A 17,731-nucleotide genomic window follows, 5' to 3' on the forward strand; every position below is an offset into this window, starting at 1 on the left:
GATGAATATGCTGAATACACGTTTTTCTGTAAGCCTGATCGTCATCGGCTGGCTCTGCCTCAGCGCGAGCCTCTGCGCGCAGCCGCTCTCCTTTATGGCTCCTGAAGAGAGGCCGCAGCTGGAGGCCAGCAAACCCTGGCCGGAGAATCAGTTTCTGGTCCTGGCCTACCACGACGTCGAAGATGATGCTGCCGATCAGCGCTACCTCTCCGTTCGCACCAGCGCGTTAAACGAGCAGATAAGCTGGCTTTTGCACAACGGCTATCACGCCATCAGCGTGCAGGACATTGTGGATGCGCATGAAGGAAAAAAAACGCTGCCGCCGAAAGCCGTTTTGCTCAGCTTCGACGACGGCTACAGCAGCTTTTACACCCGCGTCTGGCCCCTGCTTCAGGCCTGGAACGTTCCTGCGCTGTGGGCGCCGGTGGGCAGTTGGGTGGATACGCCGGCAAATCAAAAAGTTAACTTCGGCGGTCTGATGACGCCCCGCGATCGGTTCGCGACATGGGACATGGTGCGCGAGCTCAGCCGCTCCCCGCTGGTTGAAATCGGCTCGCATACCTGGGCCTCGCATTACGGCATCCCGGCCAACCCGCAGGGAAGCCGTGAACCCGCTATCGCCAACCGTTTTTTCGATAACGCGACGGGGCATTACGAAACCGATGAACACTTCAACCAGCGGATCGCCGCAGACGTACGGAAAGTCACCGAAAAAATCACCCAGGTGACGGGAAAAGCGCCGCGTGCCTGGGTGTGGCCCTATGGGGCTGCCAACGGTACATCGCTCGCTATCGCCCAGAAACAGGGCTATCAGCTGGCCTTTACCCTGGAGGACGGGCTGGCAAACGTGCGCGACCTCGGCAACATCCCGCGCCTGCTGATTGCCGGAAATCCGTCGATAAAAACCTTTGCCAACACGGTTAGCCGCGTTCAGGAGTTTGACCCGGTGCGCGTCATGCATGTTGATCTCGATTATGTCTACGATCCCGATCCGGCCCAGCAGACGAAAAACATCAACAAACTCGTCCAGCGGGTCTACGACATGAAAATCAGCCATGTGTTTCTCCAGGCGTTTTCGGATCCGCGGGGCGACGGCAGGATCGGCGCGCTCTATTTCCCCAACCGTCGTCTTCCGGTCCGGGCCGATCTTTTTAATTTTGTCGCCTGGCAGCTACAAACCCGCGCGGGAGTGAAAGTCTTTGCGTGGATGCCGGTCCTCTCTTTCGATCTCAGTCCAGCCCTGCCGCGCGTGCAGCGCCGGGATCGCCAAACGGGAGAGTTGACCGTGGCCGCCGAGCCCTATATCCGGCTCTCCCCCTGGAGTCCACAGGTTCGCCAACAGGTGACGGAGATCTATGAAGATCTGGCCCGCTATGCCAGCTTCAACGGGATCTTGTTCCATGACGACGCGGTGCTGACGGACGTTGATGATGCCGGACAGGAGACGACCCGGCAGAAGAGCCAGCAGCTTATCGGGTTTACCCAGGCCCTGAGCCAGACGGTGAAGGACATCCGTGGCCCGCAGATCAAAACCGCGCGCAATATGTTCGCCCTCCCCATTCTGCAGCCCGAAAGCGAAGCGTGGTTTGCGCAAAATCTGGATGATTTTCTGTCGGCCTACGACTGGACGGTGCCGATGGCAATGCCACTGATGGAGTCCGTCCCGGCAGAAGAGAGCAATGCCTGGCTGACGCGTTTAGTCAACGCCGTCGCCGCACGCCCCGGCGCGCTGAATAAAACGATTTTTGAGCTACAGGCCAGGGACTGGGCGCAGAAACCGCAGCGTGCCGTAGCCGATGAACGTCTGGTGGAGTGGATGCAGGTGCTCCAGCTGAACGGCATCAAAAATTACGGTTATTACCCCGACGACTTCCTCAACAACCAACCTGATATTTCGCGTATCAGGCCTGAATTTTCTTCGTACTGGTATCCTGACAATGACTGATCGCATTATCGCCTTCTCTATTTTGTGTCTGGTATTCGGGTTGCCGTTAGGCGTAGCCGCGCTGTTTACCGGCGAACTGATTCTGGACTTTGTCTTTTTCTGGCCGCTGTTTATGTCCGTGCTCTGGGTAACCGGCGGCCTCTATTTCTGGTTTCAGCTTGAACGGCACTGGTCGTGGGATAACGCAACACCCGCGCCCGCCTTAGCCGGTGAACCGTTAATCTCGATTCTTATTCCCTGCTTTAATGAGGAACGCAACGCACGGGAGACCATTAGCGCCGCGCTGGGTCAGCGGTACTGGAATGTTGAGGTTATCGCCATCAACGACGGCTCTTCGGACAATACCGCGCAGGTGCTGCATCAACTGGCGCAGGAGCAGCCGCGCCTGCGGGTGATTAATCTCGCGGAGAATCAGGGGAAAGCCGTGGCGCTCAAGGCTGGTGCGGCGGCGGCCCGGGGCGATCTGCTGGTCTGCATTGACGGCGACGCCCTGCTCGATCGCGATACGGCCGCGTATCTGGTGGCACCGCTGATTCAGTATCCCCACGTTGGGGCCGTCACCGGAAATCCGCGTATTCGCACGCGCTCAACGCTGATTGGTCGTATTCAGGTGGGCGAGTTTTCTTCCATTATTGGTCTTATCAAGCGAACGCAGCGGATCTATGGCCGGGTCTTTACGGTCTCCGGCGTCATCGCCGCCTTTCGCCGACAGGCGCTGGCGGATGTCGGGTACTGGAGCCCGGATATGATCACAGAGGACATTGACATAAGCTGGAAGCTTCAGCTGCGCCACTGGGATATCTTTTTCGAGCCGCGGGCGCTGTGCTGGATCCTGATGCCGGAGACGCTCAAGGGGCTGTGGAAACAGCGTCTGCGCTGGGCTCAGGGCGGTGCAGAGGTGTTTCTGGTTAACCTGCGCAAAATGGCCCGCTGGGAACATCATCGGATGTGGCCCCTGTTTCTCGAGTACGCGCTGTCAACGCTGTGGGCGTTTGCCTATGGAGCGACCGTGGTGATGTTCATTCTTAGCCATATTATCCCTCTTCCCGCGAACCTGGCCGTTGCGAGTCTGTTTCCCCCGGCGTTTACCGGGCTGCTGCTGGGGGTGATGTGCCTGCTGCAATTCCTCGTCAGTTTGTATATCGAGCGGCGCTACGAGCGGAAAGTGGCAGGCTCGCTGTTCTGGGTGATTTGGTTCCCGATGGTGTACTGGATGATTGGCCTGTTTACCACCCTCGTGGCATTTCCGAAAGTCATGCTTAAACGTAAACGCGCCCGCGCGCGCTGGATCAGTCCGGACCGGGGAAAAGGGAGCATTCAATGAACGAGAATACGTTAATTTTGACTGAACATCGGCTGGCACCGCGTCTTTTCGATGCCGCATTAACGCTGATAGCCTGGGGAGGATTCCTGTTTTTCCTGTATGCCAGGCTGTGGATGCAGTTAACCGAGGCGAGCGATCACCGCTGGAGCATGATTATCGCCTCCTTTAATACATTGCTGGTTTATCTGCTGATTGCCGCGTTCAACGGCTGGCTGCTGATCCTGTGGTATCAGTACAATCGCCGCCGCGCGCATGTGAGGCGGCGTCATCCGCAAATGTTGCGCCATGACGAGCTTGCCCAAAGTTTTAACGTCACGCCGCAAATTATGTCCGAGATGAGCCAGTACAACCTGCTGACGGTCTATCATGACCAGATCGGCCGGATCATTGATCTGAAGATCAGCGAGCAGCAGGTCGAGGAAGAAGAGTAAGAAAAAGCCCCCGCAGGTTATCCGGCGGGGGCTTTTTTGTCGCGGGTATGAATTAGTTATCCTTCACCACAATCAGCGGTTCAATATCGCTCTCTTTCTTCACCACCAGCGAGTCATCCCCACGCAGACAGGTTCCGCCATAGTTTCCGCCCACGGTAAAGGTGCAGACCTGTATGTATCTGCCGTCAACCTTTGGCAGGCACCATAGCTGCTGGTAGATATTTTTGCGGTCAACAAACTTGCCGCTGGACTGGTCCAGCAGTTGATCCTGGGCGCCGATCAGATCGATATTGCTCCCGCAGCGTCCGGCTATCGGTTTAACGGCATAGCCTGTCCGTTTCAGCAGCGCATTCACCTCAAAATCGGTATCCAGCAGGTAACGGTGGTTCGGGAACAGCTGCCACAGCACCGGCAGGATCGCCTTGTTACCTGGGATCACCGTCCACAGCGGTTCAAAGACCAGCACTTCCGGGCGCAGCAGGACGTCAATCAGGCGCACTTCACCTTGCGGGTGACCGGTACGGATGGGCACGGCGGCGTACTCGGTTTCGCTCACCTCGCGGATCTGCTCGATCGCCGTTTCCCACGCCCAGGTTTTCCATACGCAGTTGACGTGACGGCCTTCATCATCAATCAGTTGCCCGGCGGCATCCCAGCTCAGCGCGCCCAGTCCATGCAGGATTTTGGTTTCAAACCCGGCCTGGATCAGCGAGCGCTGAATAAAGAGCGCGTGGTAATCCTCTTCGATATCGTTGTCCTGCATGATATGGACGAACGGCCGCGCGTGGCTGTGCTTCCAGGCGCCGGTCAGCTCCTCCAGCAGCCCTTCCGCCGGATTGTGGCCGGTGCCGCGATAGCCGTTTTTCACCCACTCTTCAAGAATCAGCCCGCCCTCGGTATGGCAGGAGGCGGAATCCGCGTTGTACTCGTAAACCTTAATGCCGCGCTCATCCATGCAGAAATCCATACGACCGGTGATCATATGGTGACGACGCCACTGCCAGGAGAGGCGCAGACGCGGCCAGAGAATTTTCGGGATGTCGAAAAGCGCGAGTAAGCTGTCGTCTTTCAGCACCTTGTCGGTGGCATGAAGATACATCAGGTGCAGTTCGTTGGTGGCTTTGATCAGCTCCTGCTCGGCACTTTCGGTAATGGTGAAGTACTGGCAGGGATCGTTGTTAATAACGTGGCCGTTCGCGCGAACGTACGCCTGTTGCAGGGCGTCATTTTCATTGAGCCATTTTCCGTCGAACTGACGGTTGTTCTTCAACCGCGCGCCGCTGATTTTCAGCAGCTCACCGTCGATCTCCGGCTGAGGAATACTGTGTTCCGTCTCCTCCGTCTGGATCATCCAGCCGAGGATCTCGGTATCGCTGAACGTATCATGAAGCGTATAGCAACCGTTCTCAACGCTCAGACGCAGCTCGCGCGTCCACTGCTGCCCCATCGGCAGCGGAGAGTGAATAACGTTCTGCTCGGCAATGCGCACTCTGTCGTCCAGCAACTGGGTGATGACAGCGACGTGGCCGGTCTCTTGAAACTCACCGCCCTTTTGCCAGATGAGCAGCGCACCGGCCTGCGGCGCGCGTTTTGAGCCATTAGCAAAGGCCTGTAGCGGCAGGATGTTGTCATTCACCACCTGGCGTAAAAAACGCAGGGAGAAGATCTCCCACGCCATCCCGACGTCGGTAAAGACAAACCCGTGGTTGAGAAACAGGAAACGGCGCGCAAACTCAACGCACTGCCATTTATGGCCCATGTATTCGTTGCCGATATAGCTGCGGAATTCCGCGTCTTCCGGGTAGTGACGCGGATCGAGACTGCCGTAATTTGAAGAGTAAATCGCCACGCCACCCGGCGCATAACCTAATAACGTCCCGAAGGGTGCGTCACTGCTTAACGTTCCTTTACGCATGTGTCCAACCTAAAACAGGCAGGCGGCAATTTTTTTGTGGGGTTGTCGTCGTCTGCACGTTGTAATTAACTGACAGAGGTGGCGTTATCATACACCCGCCCTGCCCATTACGCTCGCATCGTTAAACGGTTCCCCTATCTCCTGCTACACTGCCTCAACACAACACCAAAAAGGCAGGCCAACATGTCAGATAACACCTATCAGCCACCGAAAGTGTGGGAATGGAAACAGAATAACGGCGGCGCGTTCGCCAATATCAACCGTCCCGTCTCGGGCGCTACGCACGAGAAAGAGCTGCCTGTGGGCGAGCACCCGCTCCAGCTGTACTCTCTGGGTACGCCGAATGGACAGAAAGTTACCATCATGCTGGAAGAGCTGCTGGCGCTGGGCGTGACGGGCGCGGAATACGACGCATGGTTAATCCGCATCGGTGAGGGCGATCAGTTCTCCAGCGGTTTTGTCGACGTGAACCCGAACTCGAAGATCCCGGCACTGCGTGACCACTCTACCACCCCGCCGACGCGCGTCTTTGAATCCGGCAATATCCTGCTCTATCTGGCCGAGAAATTTGGTCACTTCCTGCCAAAAGATCCGGCTGGACGTACGGAAACCCTGAACTGGCTGTTCTGGTTACAGGGCGCGGCCCCGTTCCTCGGCGGCGGTTTTGGCCACTTCTATAACTACGCGCCGGTGAAGATTGAGTACGCTATCGATCGCTTCACCATGGAAGCTAAACGCCTGTTCGACGTGCTGGACAAGCAGCTGGGGCGCGGTCGTTATGTAGCGGGTGAGGAATATACCATTGCGGATATGGCAGTCTGGCCATGGTTTGGCTGCGTGGCGCTGGGCAGCGTCTACAACGCCGCCGAATTCCTCGACGCCGGGAAGTACACCAACGTGCAGCGCTGGGCAAAAGATGTGGCGAATCGCCCGGCCGTTAAACGCGGGCGCATTGTTAACCGCACCAACGGCGAGCTGAACGAGCAGCTGCATGAGCGCCATTCAGCGAGCGACTTCGATACCCAGACGGAAGATAAACGTCAGGATTGACCCATGACCGGGCGGTTCGCCGCCCCTCTTCTGCGATGAGAAAAATGAGTCAGCACGCGTGAGCAAGGATCCTCGAATGTCAGACCAGACGCTAAAAACGACCCGACAGCAGAGCATCATCACCCTGCTGAGTAAAAGTGACTGGCTGACCACCGATGCCCTGGCTGAAAAGCTCTCCGTCAGCAAAGAGACGATCCGCCGGGATCTGAAGTCGTTACAGCAGCAGGGGAAACTTCTGCGCCAGCATGGGCGTGCGCGTCTGATTCACCCGGACAGCCGCGACAGCGGTGAACCCTTTGGCGCACGCCTGAAAAGCCATTATGCCGACAAAGCCGATATTGCCCGACACGCGCTGGGCTGGATCAGCGAAGGGATGACCATCGCCCTCGACGCCAGCTCGACCTGCTTTCATCTGGCGCGCCAGCTTCCGGATATCGAACTCACCGTGTTTACCAATAGCCTGCCTGTCTGCCACGAGATGGCAAAGCGCGAGCGGATCACGCTTATCTGCTCCGGCGGAACGCTTGAGCGTAAGTATCGCTGCTATGTTAATCCGGCGCTGGTGACGCAGCTTAAAGGGCTGGAGATCGATCTGTTTATCTTCTCGTGTGAAGGGGTTGATGAGCATGGCGTCCTTTGGGATCCGTCCGAGCACAACGCGGGCTTTAAGGCGCTGCTGTTAAACCGGGCCAGCCAGTCGCTGCTGCTGATCGACAAAAGTAAATTTATGCGGGCAAGCGAAGTGAAAATCGGTCAGCTGTCGCAGGTGACACAGATTATTCAGAGCGATAAATGTCAGGCCGCCAGAGACGGCCTGACGCGATGATGTTACGCGGAGAGACGGAACTTCTGCACTGAGCGCTGGAGTTCTTCGGTCTGCCGTTCCAGTGCGGCCGCAGCGGCGGAAACCTGCTCCACCAGCGAGGCATTCTGCTGGGTCACGCCGTCCATCTGCGTGATGGCTACGCCGACCTGAGAAATACCTTTGCTCTGCTCCTCTGACGCGGTGGCGATCTGCTTCATAATGACGGTCACCTCCTTCACGTCGCGCAGGATAGCTTCCATCGTCGTGCCGGTATCGTTCACCAGCTGCGCCCCCTGCTCCACGCGGGCAACGGAATCCGCAATCAGCCCTTCGATCTCTTTTGCCGCATTCGCGCTGCGGCTGGCCAGATTACGCACCTCACCCGCCACGACCGCAAAGCCGCGCCCCTGCTCCCCGGCCCGAGCCGCTTCCACCGCGGCGTTCAGCGCCAGAATATTGGTCTGGAAGGCGATGCTGTTGATAACGGTAGTGATTTCAGCAATTTTCTTCGAGCTGTCCGAAATGCCGCTCATGGTCGTGACCACATCGTCTACCAGCGACCCGCCGCGGCTGGCCGTACTGGAGGCGACATCCGCAAGCTGGCTGGCCTGGCGCGCGCTTTCGGCGTTCAGCTTCACCGTTGCGGTAAGCTGCTCCATGCTGGCCGCGGTCTCTTCCAGCGCAGCGGCCTGCTCTTCGGTACGCGAAGAGAGATCGTTATTCCCGCTGGAGATCTCCGTTGCCCCGCGCCAGATATTCTCGCTGCCGGAACGAATCGTGCTGACCGCCTCCCGCAGGCTGTCCTGCATGGCGCTCAGCAGCGGAACCAGTTGCCCCACGCAGTTGCGGCCAATGGGCTCAATCGGCTGGCTGAGATCGCCCTGCGCAATCTGGCGGAACTGCTGACGGATACGCTCCAGCGGTTTTACCAGCAGCGCCACCAGGTAGCGGTCGGTGAACAGCAGGATCAGCAGACCCACGATCGTGGCGGTGATAATCACCGTCCGGGTCATGCTGGTCAGGCTGTCGACCACAACGCGCGTACTGTCGAGCGCCTTCACCGCAGAATTGTTAAAGTTCTCAACCGCGGCGCCAAACGCGCGGCTTAGCGGCGGCGTAACGTTGTTGGCATGCTGACGATAGCCTTCGAGCGTCGCCTGCTTTGCCTGCACCATCTGAGGCGTAACGCCCCGATCGAGCAGCGCCTGCCAGGTGGAAATCACCTGCGCAGAGACCTTTTCATCCATCGGGCCCGGGGAGATAGCCTTCATCTCTGCCAGCTTTTTACTCATGTTATCCAGCGCCTGCTGAGCAGGAGCCAGGTCCGGCGTGCCGCCCGCTGCTTTAGCTTCCATCGCCCGGCTCAGGCGGGTGACGAAACGGAAATACTGATCGTTGCCCTGGCTCAGCACCGTCATTTGCCTGACCAGCTGGCGGTCAACGTCATTACCATCAGAAACACGAGACAGAGACCAGGTGCTATAAAGCCCCACGCCTGCCCACATGACACAAAAGATCCCCAGTACCGTCAGCATGACGAAACGGATGGTGAAATTACGAAGCATCTTCATTGAGTATTCCTTGCCGTGAGGGTGAATTCGCCCAGAGGCGAGTACTACCCTCGTTATCGGCAGGGACAGGGGAAAAGATAACCCTTTGTGATGATTTATTTAAGCAGGGCTTATCATTCCAGATATTTTTTAAACCAGCTTAACGTTCTCGACCAGGCCAGCTCGGCTGCGGGCTGGTCATAGCGTGGGGTAGAATCGTTGTGAAATCCATGGTTTACGGCGGGGTAGATATACGCTTCATAAACCTTATTATTTGATTTCAGCGCGGCCTCATAGGCAGGCCAGCCCTCGTTAATATTTTTGTCCAGCTCGGCATAATGAAGCAGGAGCGGCGCGCTAATTGTTGGCACATCCTCCACCCGCGGCTGACGACCATAGAAGGGCACCGCGCAGTCGAGTTCCGGATACGCTACGGCGGCGGCATTCGATACGCCGCCGCCGTAGCAAAAACCGGTAATCCCCACCTTCCCGGTGGCTTCCGGATGATTTTTCATAAACTCTATGGCGGCAAAAAAGTCGTTCATCAGCCTTGTCGGGTCGACCTTCTGCTGCAAAACCTTTCCTTCGTCGTCGTTGCCGGGGTATCCCCCCACCGAGCTCAGGCCGTCGGGAGCCAGCGCGATATACCCCGCTTTCGCCACGCGTCGTGCCACGTCTTCAATATACGGATTCAGCCCCCGGTTCTCATGCACGACCACTACCGCGGGCGTTTTCGCGGTAGATTTGGCCGGCTTCACCAGGTAACCGCGCACTTCGCCGTGACCATTGGGCGAGGGATAAGTGATGTATTCCGGACGAATATCGGGATCGGTGAATTTAACCTGCTCCGCGAGGGCGTAGTTGGGTTTAAGCATATTAAACAGCATCAGCGCCGTTACGCCGCCTGCGGCATAGCGCGCCGCGAGATTCAGAAATTCGCGTTTGCTGATTTTACCGTGGGCGTAATAGTCATAGTAATCAAGCAGCTCTTGCGGAAAATCTTTGGCAGTCAGGCGCGTCATCGCTTATCTCCATGATTTATGATTTGATAAGCTTAGAATAAAAACGCTGTTTCGAAAATTCACCGATAAGAAAGGAGACATCATGTCCTGGCACCCTTACACCGGCCGATACGAAAACATGCAGTACCGATACTGCGGCAAAAGCGGCCTGCGCTTACCGGCGCTGTCGCTGGGTCTGTGGCACAGCTTTGGCCACGTTCAGGCGCTCGATTCCCAGCGCGCGCTGCTGCGTAAGGCCTTCGATCTCGGCATTACCCATTTTGACCTTGCCAACAACTACGGCCCCCCTCCAGGCAGCGCTGAAGAAAATTTTGGCCGCCTGCTGCGAGAAGATTTTGCCGGGTATCGCGACGAGCTGATCATCTCCACCAAAGCGGGCTACGACATGTGGCCAGGACCGTATGGTTCGGGTGGTTCACGTAAGTATCTGCTCGCCAGCCTCGACCAGAGCCTGAAACGCATGGGCGTGGAGTATGTGGATATTTTCTATTCTCACCGCGTAGACGAAAACACGCCGATGGAAGAGACCGCCGCCGCGTTGGCACACGCGGTGCAGAGCGGAAAAGCGCTGTACGTCGGCATTTCGTCCTACTCCACGGAACGCACGACGGCGATGGCCGAATTGCTGCGCGAGTGGAAGATCCCGCTTTTGATCCACCAGCCGTCTTACAACCTGCTTAACCGCTGGGTCGACAAGACTGGTCTGCTGGACGCGCTGGAGAAAAACGGAACGGGCTGTATCGCCTTTACCCCGCTGGCGCAGGGCCTGCTGACCGGGAAATACCTGAACGGTATTCCGGACGGTTCACGTATGCAGCGCGAAGGGAAAAAAGTACGCGGCCTGACGGAGAAAATGCTGACCGAAGCCAACCTGAGCAGCCTTCGTCTGCTGAACGAGATGGCGCACGCGCGCGGGCAGACGATGGCGCAGATGGCGCTAAGCTGGCTGTTGAAAGATACACGTGTAACGTCAGTGCTGATTGGCGCGAGCCGCCCGGAGCAACTGGAAGAGAACGTTCAGGCGCTGAATAACCTGTGCTTTACCGAAGATGAACTGACGCGGATTGACCAGCACGTGGCGGATGGTGAGCTGAATTTGTGGCAGGCGTCGTCGGATAAATAAATAGTGCGGTCCGATGCTTTCGCCCCTCACCCTAACCCTCTCCCCAGAGGGGAGAGGGAACTTGAACACCCTCTCCCCTCTGGGGAGAGGGCAGGGTGAGGGGCCTGGTAAATTTATTTCTTACTGATCTTATCCAGATACCCCATCACAAACGCCGACAGTACAAACGTCAGGTGGATAATCACATACCACATCAGCTTATTATCCGGGACGTTTTTAGCATCCATAAAGACACGTAACAGGTGAATAGACGAAATCGCCACAATCGACGCCGCGACTTTATTTTTCAGCGATGAGGCGTCCATTTTCCCCAGCCAGTTGAGCTTTTCTTTGTGCTCGGCGATATCAAGCTGAGAGACGAAATTCTCATAACCGGAGAACATCACCATCACCAGTAATCCTCCTACCAGCGTCATATCCACCAGCGACAGCAGAACCAGAATCAAATCGGCTTCTGCCACGGAGAAAATGTTTGGCAGGACGTGGAATATCTCCTGGAAGAACTTGATCGTCAGGGCGACCAGCGCCAGAGAGAGACCAAAATAGACGGGTGCGAGCAGCCAGCGAGAGGCATACATTGCGTTTTCAAAGAAGCGTTCCATAAAATCCTGTCTGCAAACGAAACCAGCGCTCAGTATATCTCAACTATACCTCGTTGGGATCCACATCCGGACGCGCATACTCCGGCCAGACCAGTGCGACCAGTTCCGGGTAGGCTTCCAGGCTAAACTCGCGAAAACACTGGCGCAGATTTAATACGTCTAAATCGGAATACGACACCTTCTCGCCATTCAGACAGCGTTTTTTGATATTGTCGTAATATTTATAGACCGCCGAATTAAGGTCGCTACAGCGGCGCTGCGCGTCGAACAGGCCGGGCGTATCATTAATTTCGGCCATTTTCATTCGCTTAATTGTCGCATGGAGAAAATCGATATATTCGTGATTCACCCGCCAGTACCAGACTGGCGTCACGGCGTTCATCAAGACGGAGAAATGATCTTCCCCCTCCTCTTTGGACATCAATTCAGGCTGCGGTGGTTCACTGGCGTCATTTGACACTTTCGTTTTATTGAACTCTTGCATCAATAAAAGCACGCCAGCGGTCAGTAATAGTAACGTTACGACCGTGAAGAAAATGCTGTTCATGGGTAGGCTCCATTTTTTTTGATTTTAAAATTGCCTCATGATATTGTCAACGAATCTCACCCTTTTTCCAACCCCACCCTTTTGAAATTAAAGGAAATTAAAATGCTGCCCGACAATCTTGTCCCGGCAAAGTACCACATTACGCCTGTGGAACAGCCTTCGACGGAAGCAGATAAAGAGGCGAATTTCACTCAAGGAAAAAGAAAACTCTCCGACTATGAAGCCGATATATTAATTGGTGTTTCACGCACCGGCAAATCCCGTAATATGGTGCTGGAAGAGCACGATCGCCATTTAAAAGAACGGTTATTTCGTGCCATCAAGATTGAAGCCTTAGTTCATCTGCTAAATGATTTACAGGCCGAAGGGGAAATAGATGCCCAGGCTCTAAGTCAAATAATGGCCGAGAAAACACAGCAAATAAATGAAGCTGGCAATGAAATTTGGCTTAACTTAATTACGCGTGAAAAAAGCAATCCCATTTTTTATAACCTGGGGGATGATTAACGTGAATGATGATAGCGGTAATAACGTTTATTTGACTTTAGATGATAAGAAAAGCGATGAATTTATCTTAAAGCAGAATCTCGACGCCCTGAAAAAGATAAAAAATGACGAGATGACGCGAATAACGCAGGACTTGGTTTCGATTCCGGCCACGCTGGTGCGCCTGAAATGGCAGAACCGTCGGGAAATTTATGCCTTGCAGGCCAAAGAGGAGATTTACGGCGCGGTGATGAACGCCATTATTGAGCTGCGCCCTGAGCTTAAAGAGAAGATCCTTGGGCGACTGGAGACGAACTATCAGTACCTGCTGGCACGCGAGACAGCCACCCTGCGCCTGACCCGTAAACTCTCGGAAGGCAACTATCGCACATCAAACGTCACCTGCGTGGCGCTCGATGAAGAGGCGTCAACAACATCTTCTAACTGCTGACAACGTGGTTCGCCCGGCGGCGCTAGCCTGAGATTGTAGGCCGGGTAAGGCGAAGCCGCCACCCGGCACGGAAGGCGGCTTCGCCTTCGTTTTACTTCGCGGCCGCTTTCTCTTCGCCGACCAGACCAATCTTCAGGTATCCCGCCTGATGCAGCGTGTCCATTACCTTCATCATGGTTTCATAATCGACGGTTTTATCCGCGCGGAAGAAGACGGTGGTGTCTTTCTTGCCGCCGGTCAGCTGGTCCAGCGCCGGAATAACCGAGGCATCCGTCACCGGATCGTTGCCCAGGAACATGGACTTATCGGCCTTCACGGACAGGTAGACAGGCTTTTCCGGACGCGGCTGCGGCTGGCTGGAGGACGCTGGCAGATTCACCTTCACGTCCACCGTCGCCAGCGGCGCGGCAACCATAAAGATAATCAGCAGAACCAGCATGACGTCGATAAACGGCGTCACGTTGATCTCATGCATTTCACCGTTATCGTCCAGATTTTCATTAAGACGCATTGCCATACAATCAACCTACGCGCAGTTTGGACGCCGCATGCACCGGTTTAACGGCGCTGGCGTTCAGGTCCAGATCGCGGCTTTGCAGCAGCAGAACCTGCGCGGCAACGTCACCCAGTGTGGCTTTGTAACTGCCAATCATGCGCGCGAAGATGTTATAGATAACTACCGCAGGGATAGCGGCAACCAGACCGATAGCCGTTGCCAGCAGCGCTTCTGCGATACCCGGCGCGACGACCGCAAGGTTAGTGGTCTGCGTCTGGGCGATACCGATAAAGCTGTTCATGATGCCCCAGACGGTACCGAACAGGCCGACGAACGGGGAGATAGCGCCGATAGTCGCCAGGTAGCCGTTACCGCGGCCCATATGACGACCCACGGCCGCAACGCGACGCTCCAGACGGAAGCCGGTACGCTCTTTAATGCCTTCGTTATCTTCACTGCCTGCGGAGAGTTCCAGCTCGTTCTGCGCTTCGTTCACTAACAGGGTAGTCAGGCTTTTCGCATGGAAGGATGAGGTGATATCAGAAGCCTGATCCAGAGAGCGGGCTTCCGCCAGCTGCTTCTGCTCACGCTTGAGGCGGCGTTTTTGTGAAAGAAGTTCGGCGCTCTTGCTGAAGAAGATAGCCCAGGTGATCACGGACGCCAGAATCAGGCCGATCATCACAACCTTAACGACGATGTCAGCATGTTGATACATGCCCCAAACGGAGAGATCCGTCTGCATCAAATTATTACCCACTCTGTATCTCCAGGACGCAAATCACACAATCTGAACGTAATAATATCAAAACGTCGTCGAATTGATAGTAGTTCTCATTAGTATTTACATAGTGCCGTAATTTTCGCTCACTTTCCTTGCGCTTACGCAGTAAAAATTTCTTATGCGAATATTTGATAATATTTTCTGCTTATTCGATAAGCATCCGGATGCACATTGTGACAATCGTGGTAGTCTGGACGTCCAGACGTATAAAAATAGGGTTAGCGAACATGACTAAAAAGCAGCTTGAGACCACGCTGGTGCAGGCAGGACGCAGTAAAAAATACACCCAGGGCTCGGTCAACAGCGTGATCCAGCGTGCCTCCTCGCTGGTGTTTGATACCGTCGAAGATAAAAAAATCGCCACGCGTAATCGCGCGAAGGGCGGGCTGTTTTACGGTCGCCGTGGCACGTTAACCCATTTCTCGTTGCAGGAAGCCATGTGCGAACTGGAGGGCGGCGCGGGCTGCGCGCTGTTCCCGTGCGGTGCGGCGGCGGTCGCCAATACCATTCTGGCGTTTGTGGAACAGGGTGACCACGTCCTGATGACCAATACCGCCTACGAGCCAAGCCAGGACTTCTGCACCAAAATACTCAGCAAGCTCGGCGTCACCACCAGCTGGTTCGATCCGCTGATTGGGGCCGGTATTGCCGGGCTTATTCAGCCCAACACGCGCGTTGTGTTCCTGGAATCTCCCGGCTCCATCACCATGGAAGTGCATGATGTCCCGGCCATCGTGAAGGCGGTGCGCAGCATAGCGCCGGAAGCGATCATTATGATCGACAACACCTGGGCGGCAGGTGTGCTGTTTAAAGCCCTGGAATTTGACATCGATATCTCCATTCAGGCGGCGACCAAATACCTGATTGGCCACTCAGACGGCATGATCGGTACGGCGGTATCTAATGCCCGCTGCTGGGAGCAATTGCGTGAAAACGCCTACCTGATGGGCCAGATGGTGGATGCCGATACCGCCTACATGACCAGCCGGGGCATCCGTACGCTCGGCGTGCGTCTGCGTCAGCATCACGAAAGCAGCCTGCAAATTGCACAGTGGCTGGCGCTGCATCCACAGGTGGAGCGCGTTAACCATCCGGCGCTGCCTGGCAGCAAGGGCCACGAATACTGGCAACGTGACTTTACGGGCAGCAGCGGGTTGTTCTCATTTGTTCTCAAGAAGCGCCTGAATGACGCCGAGCTGGCAAGCTATCTGGATAACTTTACCCTCTTCAGCATGGCCTATTCATGGGGTGGGTTTGAATCGTTGATCCTGCCCAATCAGCCGGAGCAGATTGCGGCCCTGCGCCCGGGCGGCGAGGTGGACTTCGAGGGGACCTTAATCCGCCTGCATATCGGGCTGGAAAATGTGGACGATTTAATTGCGGATTTATCGGCAGGATTTGAGCGCATCGTGTAAAGTGCTGGCTGACATGTACTCCCTGGACGCTATTCTGAACACCGCAAGCAGAAAAGTCTGTATGAGATGCGCCTGCGATCAACCCCGACAGGCAAAATTGGGAGTACAATAGCGTTATATCTGCTGTTCCACAGGAAAGTCCATGGCTGTTATTCAAAATATCATCACGGCGCTCTGGCAACACGATTTTGCCGCGCTGGCGGACCCACATGTCGTCGGGATTGTCTATTTCGTGATGTTCGCGACGCTGTTTCTGGAAAATGGATTACTGCCAGCCTCATTTTTACCCGGTGACAGCCTGCTCCTGCTCGCAGGGGCGTTAATCGGCAAGGGCGTGATGGACTTCGCACCGACAATGGTGATCCTCACCTCTGCGGCCAGTCTCGGCTGTTGGCTGAGCTACCTGCAAGGGCGCTGGCTTGGAAACACCCGCGTGGTGAAAGGCTGGCTGGCGCAGCTGCCGCATAAATATCATCAGCGCGCGACCTGCATGTTTGACCGTCACGGCCTGCTGGCGTTGCTTGCCGGGCGTTTTCTGGCGTTCGTTCGCACCCTGTTGCCTACCATGGCGGGTATTTCAGGCCTCTCTAACCGCCGCTTCCAGTTCTTCAACTGGCTGAGCGCCCTGCTCTGGGTGGGCGTGGTTACCACGCTCGGCTACGCGCTGAATATGATCCCCTTTGTTAAGCGCCATGAAGACCAGGTGATGACCTTCCTGATGATCCTGCCGATTTTCCTGCTGGTTGCAGGGCTGGTGGGTACCATTGCGGTGGTGATCAAGAAAAAGTATTGCAGCGCATAAATAAAAGCCGGGTGGCGCTACCGCTCACCCGGCCTCCGTTTCCCCTCACGCTCCCTGCATGGTTCTGATACGTGACGCATCTTCCCCCGGCGTGACGCCGAAGTAACGCTTAAACTCCCGACTAAACTGCGACGCGCTTTCATACCCGACCCGCATCGCCGCGGCGCTGGCCTTCATGCCATCGTGGATCATCAGCATCCGCGCCTTATGCAGACGGTAAGTTTTGAGGTACTGCAACGGCGACGTGCTGGTGACGGATTTAAAGTTATGGTGAAACGCCGAGACGCTCATATTGGCTTCCGCCGCCAGCTGATCAACGCTGAGGTTTTCCGTGTACTGGCTCTCGATGCGCTTCAGCACGCGGCTAATCAGGCTGAAGTGCGTTTGCCGGCTTACCAGCGCCAGCAGCGCCCCGCCGCCCGGTCCCAGCAGCACATGGTAAAGAATTTCGCGGATAATCTGCTTTCCGAGAATACGCGCATCCAGAGGCCTTTCCATCACGTCTAACAGGCGTTCAATCGCGCAGAGAATTTCCTCCGATAAGGTCGCGGAGTTGATACCGCTTGCCGCCATCGACGGCCGGAAAAGTTCGTCCTCCCCAATCTCCATCAGCAACTCCTGCAACTGGAGAATGTCGACGTTGACGCGGATCCCGGCCAGCGGTACCTCCTCTGTCGCGAAAGTTTCACATTCGAAGGGTAAAGGTACAGTCAGAAGCAGATATTCATTGGTGTCGTAACGGAACACGCGCTCATTGATATAGCCAATCTTATGGCCAGAAAAGAGAAACACGATGCCGGGCTGATACATCACCGGGGTGCGCGTTCCGGGCTGGGTACCGTAGAGCAATCGGATATCCGGCAACAGCTCAGCCGAATCATTTCCGTTATCTATCAGTCTTTTAATCTGCGACGTTAGCTGGCGGCAGATGGCATCACGGTTCATTTTCAGTTACTCCGGGTACGGTTTCCGACGCTGACAGTGTG

The 17,731-nt window shown here is 55.8% G+C and carries 18 protein-coding genes; 10 read left to right on the forward strand and 8 right to left on the reverse strand.

The genetic code is table 11. The features are described 5' to 3' along the window. The first annotated feature begins 7 nt into the window (after positions 1-7). From pgaB to pgaD, 3 genes are read left to right on the forward strand one after another with little or no spacing between them, the layout of a single operon-like run. On the forward strand, positions 8-1,945 hold the full coding sequence (gene pgaB / locus ACOTXC_RS04220; protein WP_058646104.1) for a poly-beta-1,6-N-acetyl-D-glucosamine N-deacetylase PgaB: 1,938 nt from the start codon (positions 8-10) through the stop codon (positions 1,943-1,945). Beyond that, positions 1,938-3,269, forward strand: coding sequence for a poly-beta-1,6-N-acetyl-D-glucosamine synthase (gene pgaC, locus ACOTXC_RS04225; RefSeq protein WP_023298589.1), 1,332 nt, complete (start codon positions 1,938-1,940; stop codon positions 3,267-3,269). Before pgaB ends, pgaC begins: the two co-directional genes overlap by 8 nt. Next, the gene (gene pgaD, locus ACOTXC_RS04230) at positions 3,266-3,700 is read left to right on the forward strand and encodes a poly-beta-1,6-N-acetyl-D-glucosamine biosynthesis protein PgaD (RefSeq protein WP_421767431.1); all 435 of its coding nucleotides are present in this window, start codon (positions 3,266-3,268) and stop codon (positions 3,698-3,700) included. The genes pgaC and pgaD overlap by 4 nt, the downstream gene beginning before the upstream one ends. A 52-nt stretch (positions 3,701-3,752) precedes the next feature. Here the strand turns inward: pgaD and gss are convergent, their stop codons facing one another. After that, a complete protein-coding gene (gene gss / locus ACOTXC_RS04235; RefSeq protein ID WP_045308372.1) occupies positions 3,753-5,615 on the reverse strand; it encodes a bifunctional glutathionylspermidine amidase/synthase in 1,863 nt (620 codons plus the stop codon). 183 nt (positions 5,616-5,798) lie between these two features. Here gss and yghU point away from each other — a divergent pair, with 183 nt between their 5' ends. Both yghU and fucR read left to right on the forward strand, forming a co-directional pair. Further along, positions 5,799-6,665 (forward strand): glutathione-dependent disulfide-bond oxidoreductase, encoded by an 867-nt coding sequence (gene yghU, locus ACOTXC_RS04240; RefSeq protein ID WP_023306934.1) that lies wholly within the window; start codon positions 5,799-5,801, stop codon positions 6,663-6,665. 76 nt (positions 6,666-6,741) lie between these two features. Next, a complete protein-coding gene (gene fucR, locus ACOTXC_RS04245) occupies positions 6,742-7,491 on the forward strand; it encodes an L-fucose operon activator (RefSeq protein ID WP_058677012.1) in 750 nt (249 codons plus the stop codon). 2 nt (positions 7,492-7,493) lie between these two features. Here fucR and ACOTXC_RS04250 read toward each other — a convergent pair whose 3' ends face one another. Then, positions 7,494-9,041: a methyl-accepting chemotaxis protein gene (locus ACOTXC_RS04250; RefSeq protein ID WP_161177561.1), complete on the reverse strand. Its 1,548-nt coding sequence runs from the start codon at positions 9,039-9,041 to the stop codon at positions 7,494-7,496. Between the two features lie 113 nt (positions 9,042-9,154). After that, the gene (gene yghX, locus ACOTXC_RS04255) at positions 9,155-10,042 is read right to left on the reverse strand and encodes a YghX family hydrolase (protein ID WP_421767432.1); all 888 of its coding nucleotides are present in this window, start codon (positions 10,040-10,042) and stop codon (positions 9,155-9,157) included. 82 nt (positions 10,043-10,124) lie between these two features. Between yghX and ACOTXC_RS04260 the strand changes: the two genes are divergently transcribed. Next, the gene (locus ACOTXC_RS04260) at positions 10,125-11,165 is read left to right on the forward strand and encodes an aldo/keto reductase (protein ID WP_023306937.1); all 1,041 of its coding nucleotides are present in this window, start codon (positions 10,125-10,127) and stop codon (positions 11,163-11,165) included. Positions 11,166-11,278: 113 nt separating this feature from the next. Here the strand turns inward: ACOTXC_RS04260 and ACOTXC_RS04265 are convergent, their stop codons facing one another. Together ACOTXC_RS04265 and ACOTXC_RS04270 are read right to left on the reverse strand one after the other, a co-directional pair. Then, on the reverse strand, positions 11,279-11,767 hold the full coding sequence (locus ACOTXC_RS04265) for a TIGR00645 family protein (protein ID WP_006811956.1): 489 nt from the start codon (positions 11,765-11,767) through the stop codon (positions 11,279-11,281). A 43-nt stretch (positions 11,768-11,810) separates the two neighbouring features. Then, a complete protein-coding gene (locus ACOTXC_RS04270; protein WP_023298598.1) occupies positions 11,811-12,314 on the reverse strand; it encodes an ESA_00282 family adhesion-associated protein in 504 nt (167 codons plus the stop codon). Between the two features lie 102 nt (positions 12,315-12,416). Between ACOTXC_RS04270 and ACOTXC_RS04275 the strand changes: the two genes are divergently transcribed. Then, on the forward strand, positions 12,417-12,821 hold the full coding sequence (locus tag ACOTXC_RS04275) for a hypothetical protein (RefSeq protein WP_023330187.1): 405 nt from the start codon (positions 12,417-12,419) through the stop codon (positions 12,819-12,821). Next, a complete protein-coding gene (locus tag ACOTXC_RS04280; protein WP_023298600.1) occupies positions 12,814-13,251 on the forward strand; it encodes a hypothetical protein in 438 nt (145 codons plus the stop codon). Before ACOTXC_RS04275 ends, ACOTXC_RS04280 begins: the two co-directional genes overlap by 8 nt. Before the next feature lie 91 nt (positions 13,252-13,342). Here ACOTXC_RS04280 and exbD read toward each other — a convergent pair whose 3' ends face one another. Further along, positions 13,343-13,768, reverse strand: coding sequence for a TonB system transport protein ExbD (gene exbD, locus ACOTXC_RS04285; RefSeq protein WP_023298601.1), 426 nt, complete (start codon positions 13,766-13,768; stop codon positions 13,343-13,345). A 4-nt stretch (positions 13,769-13,772) separates the two neighbouring features. Beyond that, a complete protein-coding gene (gene exbB, locus ACOTXC_RS04290; protein ID WP_023298602.1) occupies positions 13,773-14,504 on the reverse strand; it encodes a tol-pal system-associated acyl-CoA thioesterase in 732 nt (243 codons plus the stop codon). A gap of 251 nt (positions 14,505-14,755) precedes the next feature. Here exbB and metC point away from each other — a divergent pair, with 251 nt between their 5' ends. Continuing rightward, a complete protein-coding gene (metC, locus tag ACOTXC_RS04295; RefSeq protein WP_045623055.1) occupies positions 14,756-15,943 on the forward strand; it encodes a cystathionine beta-lyase in 1,188 nt (395 codons plus the stop codon). A gap of 142 nt (positions 15,944-16,085) precedes the next feature. Beyond that, the gene (gene yghB / locus ACOTXC_RS04300) at positions 16,086-16,745 is read left to right on the forward strand and encodes a DedA family general envelope maintenance protein YghB (protein WP_015571869.1); all 660 of its coding nucleotides are present in this window, start codon (positions 16,086-16,088) and stop codon (positions 16,743-16,745) included. Positions 16,746-16,790: 45 nt separating this feature from the next. Here yghB and ACOTXC_RS04305 read toward each other — a convergent pair whose 3' ends face one another. Continuing rightward, a complete protein-coding gene (locus tag ACOTXC_RS04305; RefSeq protein WP_017382749.1) occupies positions 16,791-17,690 on the reverse strand; it encodes an AraC family transcriptional regulator in 900 nt (299 codons plus the stop codon). Between the last annotated feature and the right edge of the window lie 41 nt (positions 17,691-17,731).

Origin of the sequence: Enterobacter cloacae complex sp. IR5428 (assembly GCF_049238585.1) — a bacterium.
GTDB lineage: Bacteria > Pseudomonadota > Gammaproteobacteria > Enterobacterales > Enterobacteriaceae > Enterobacter > Enterobacter intestinihominis.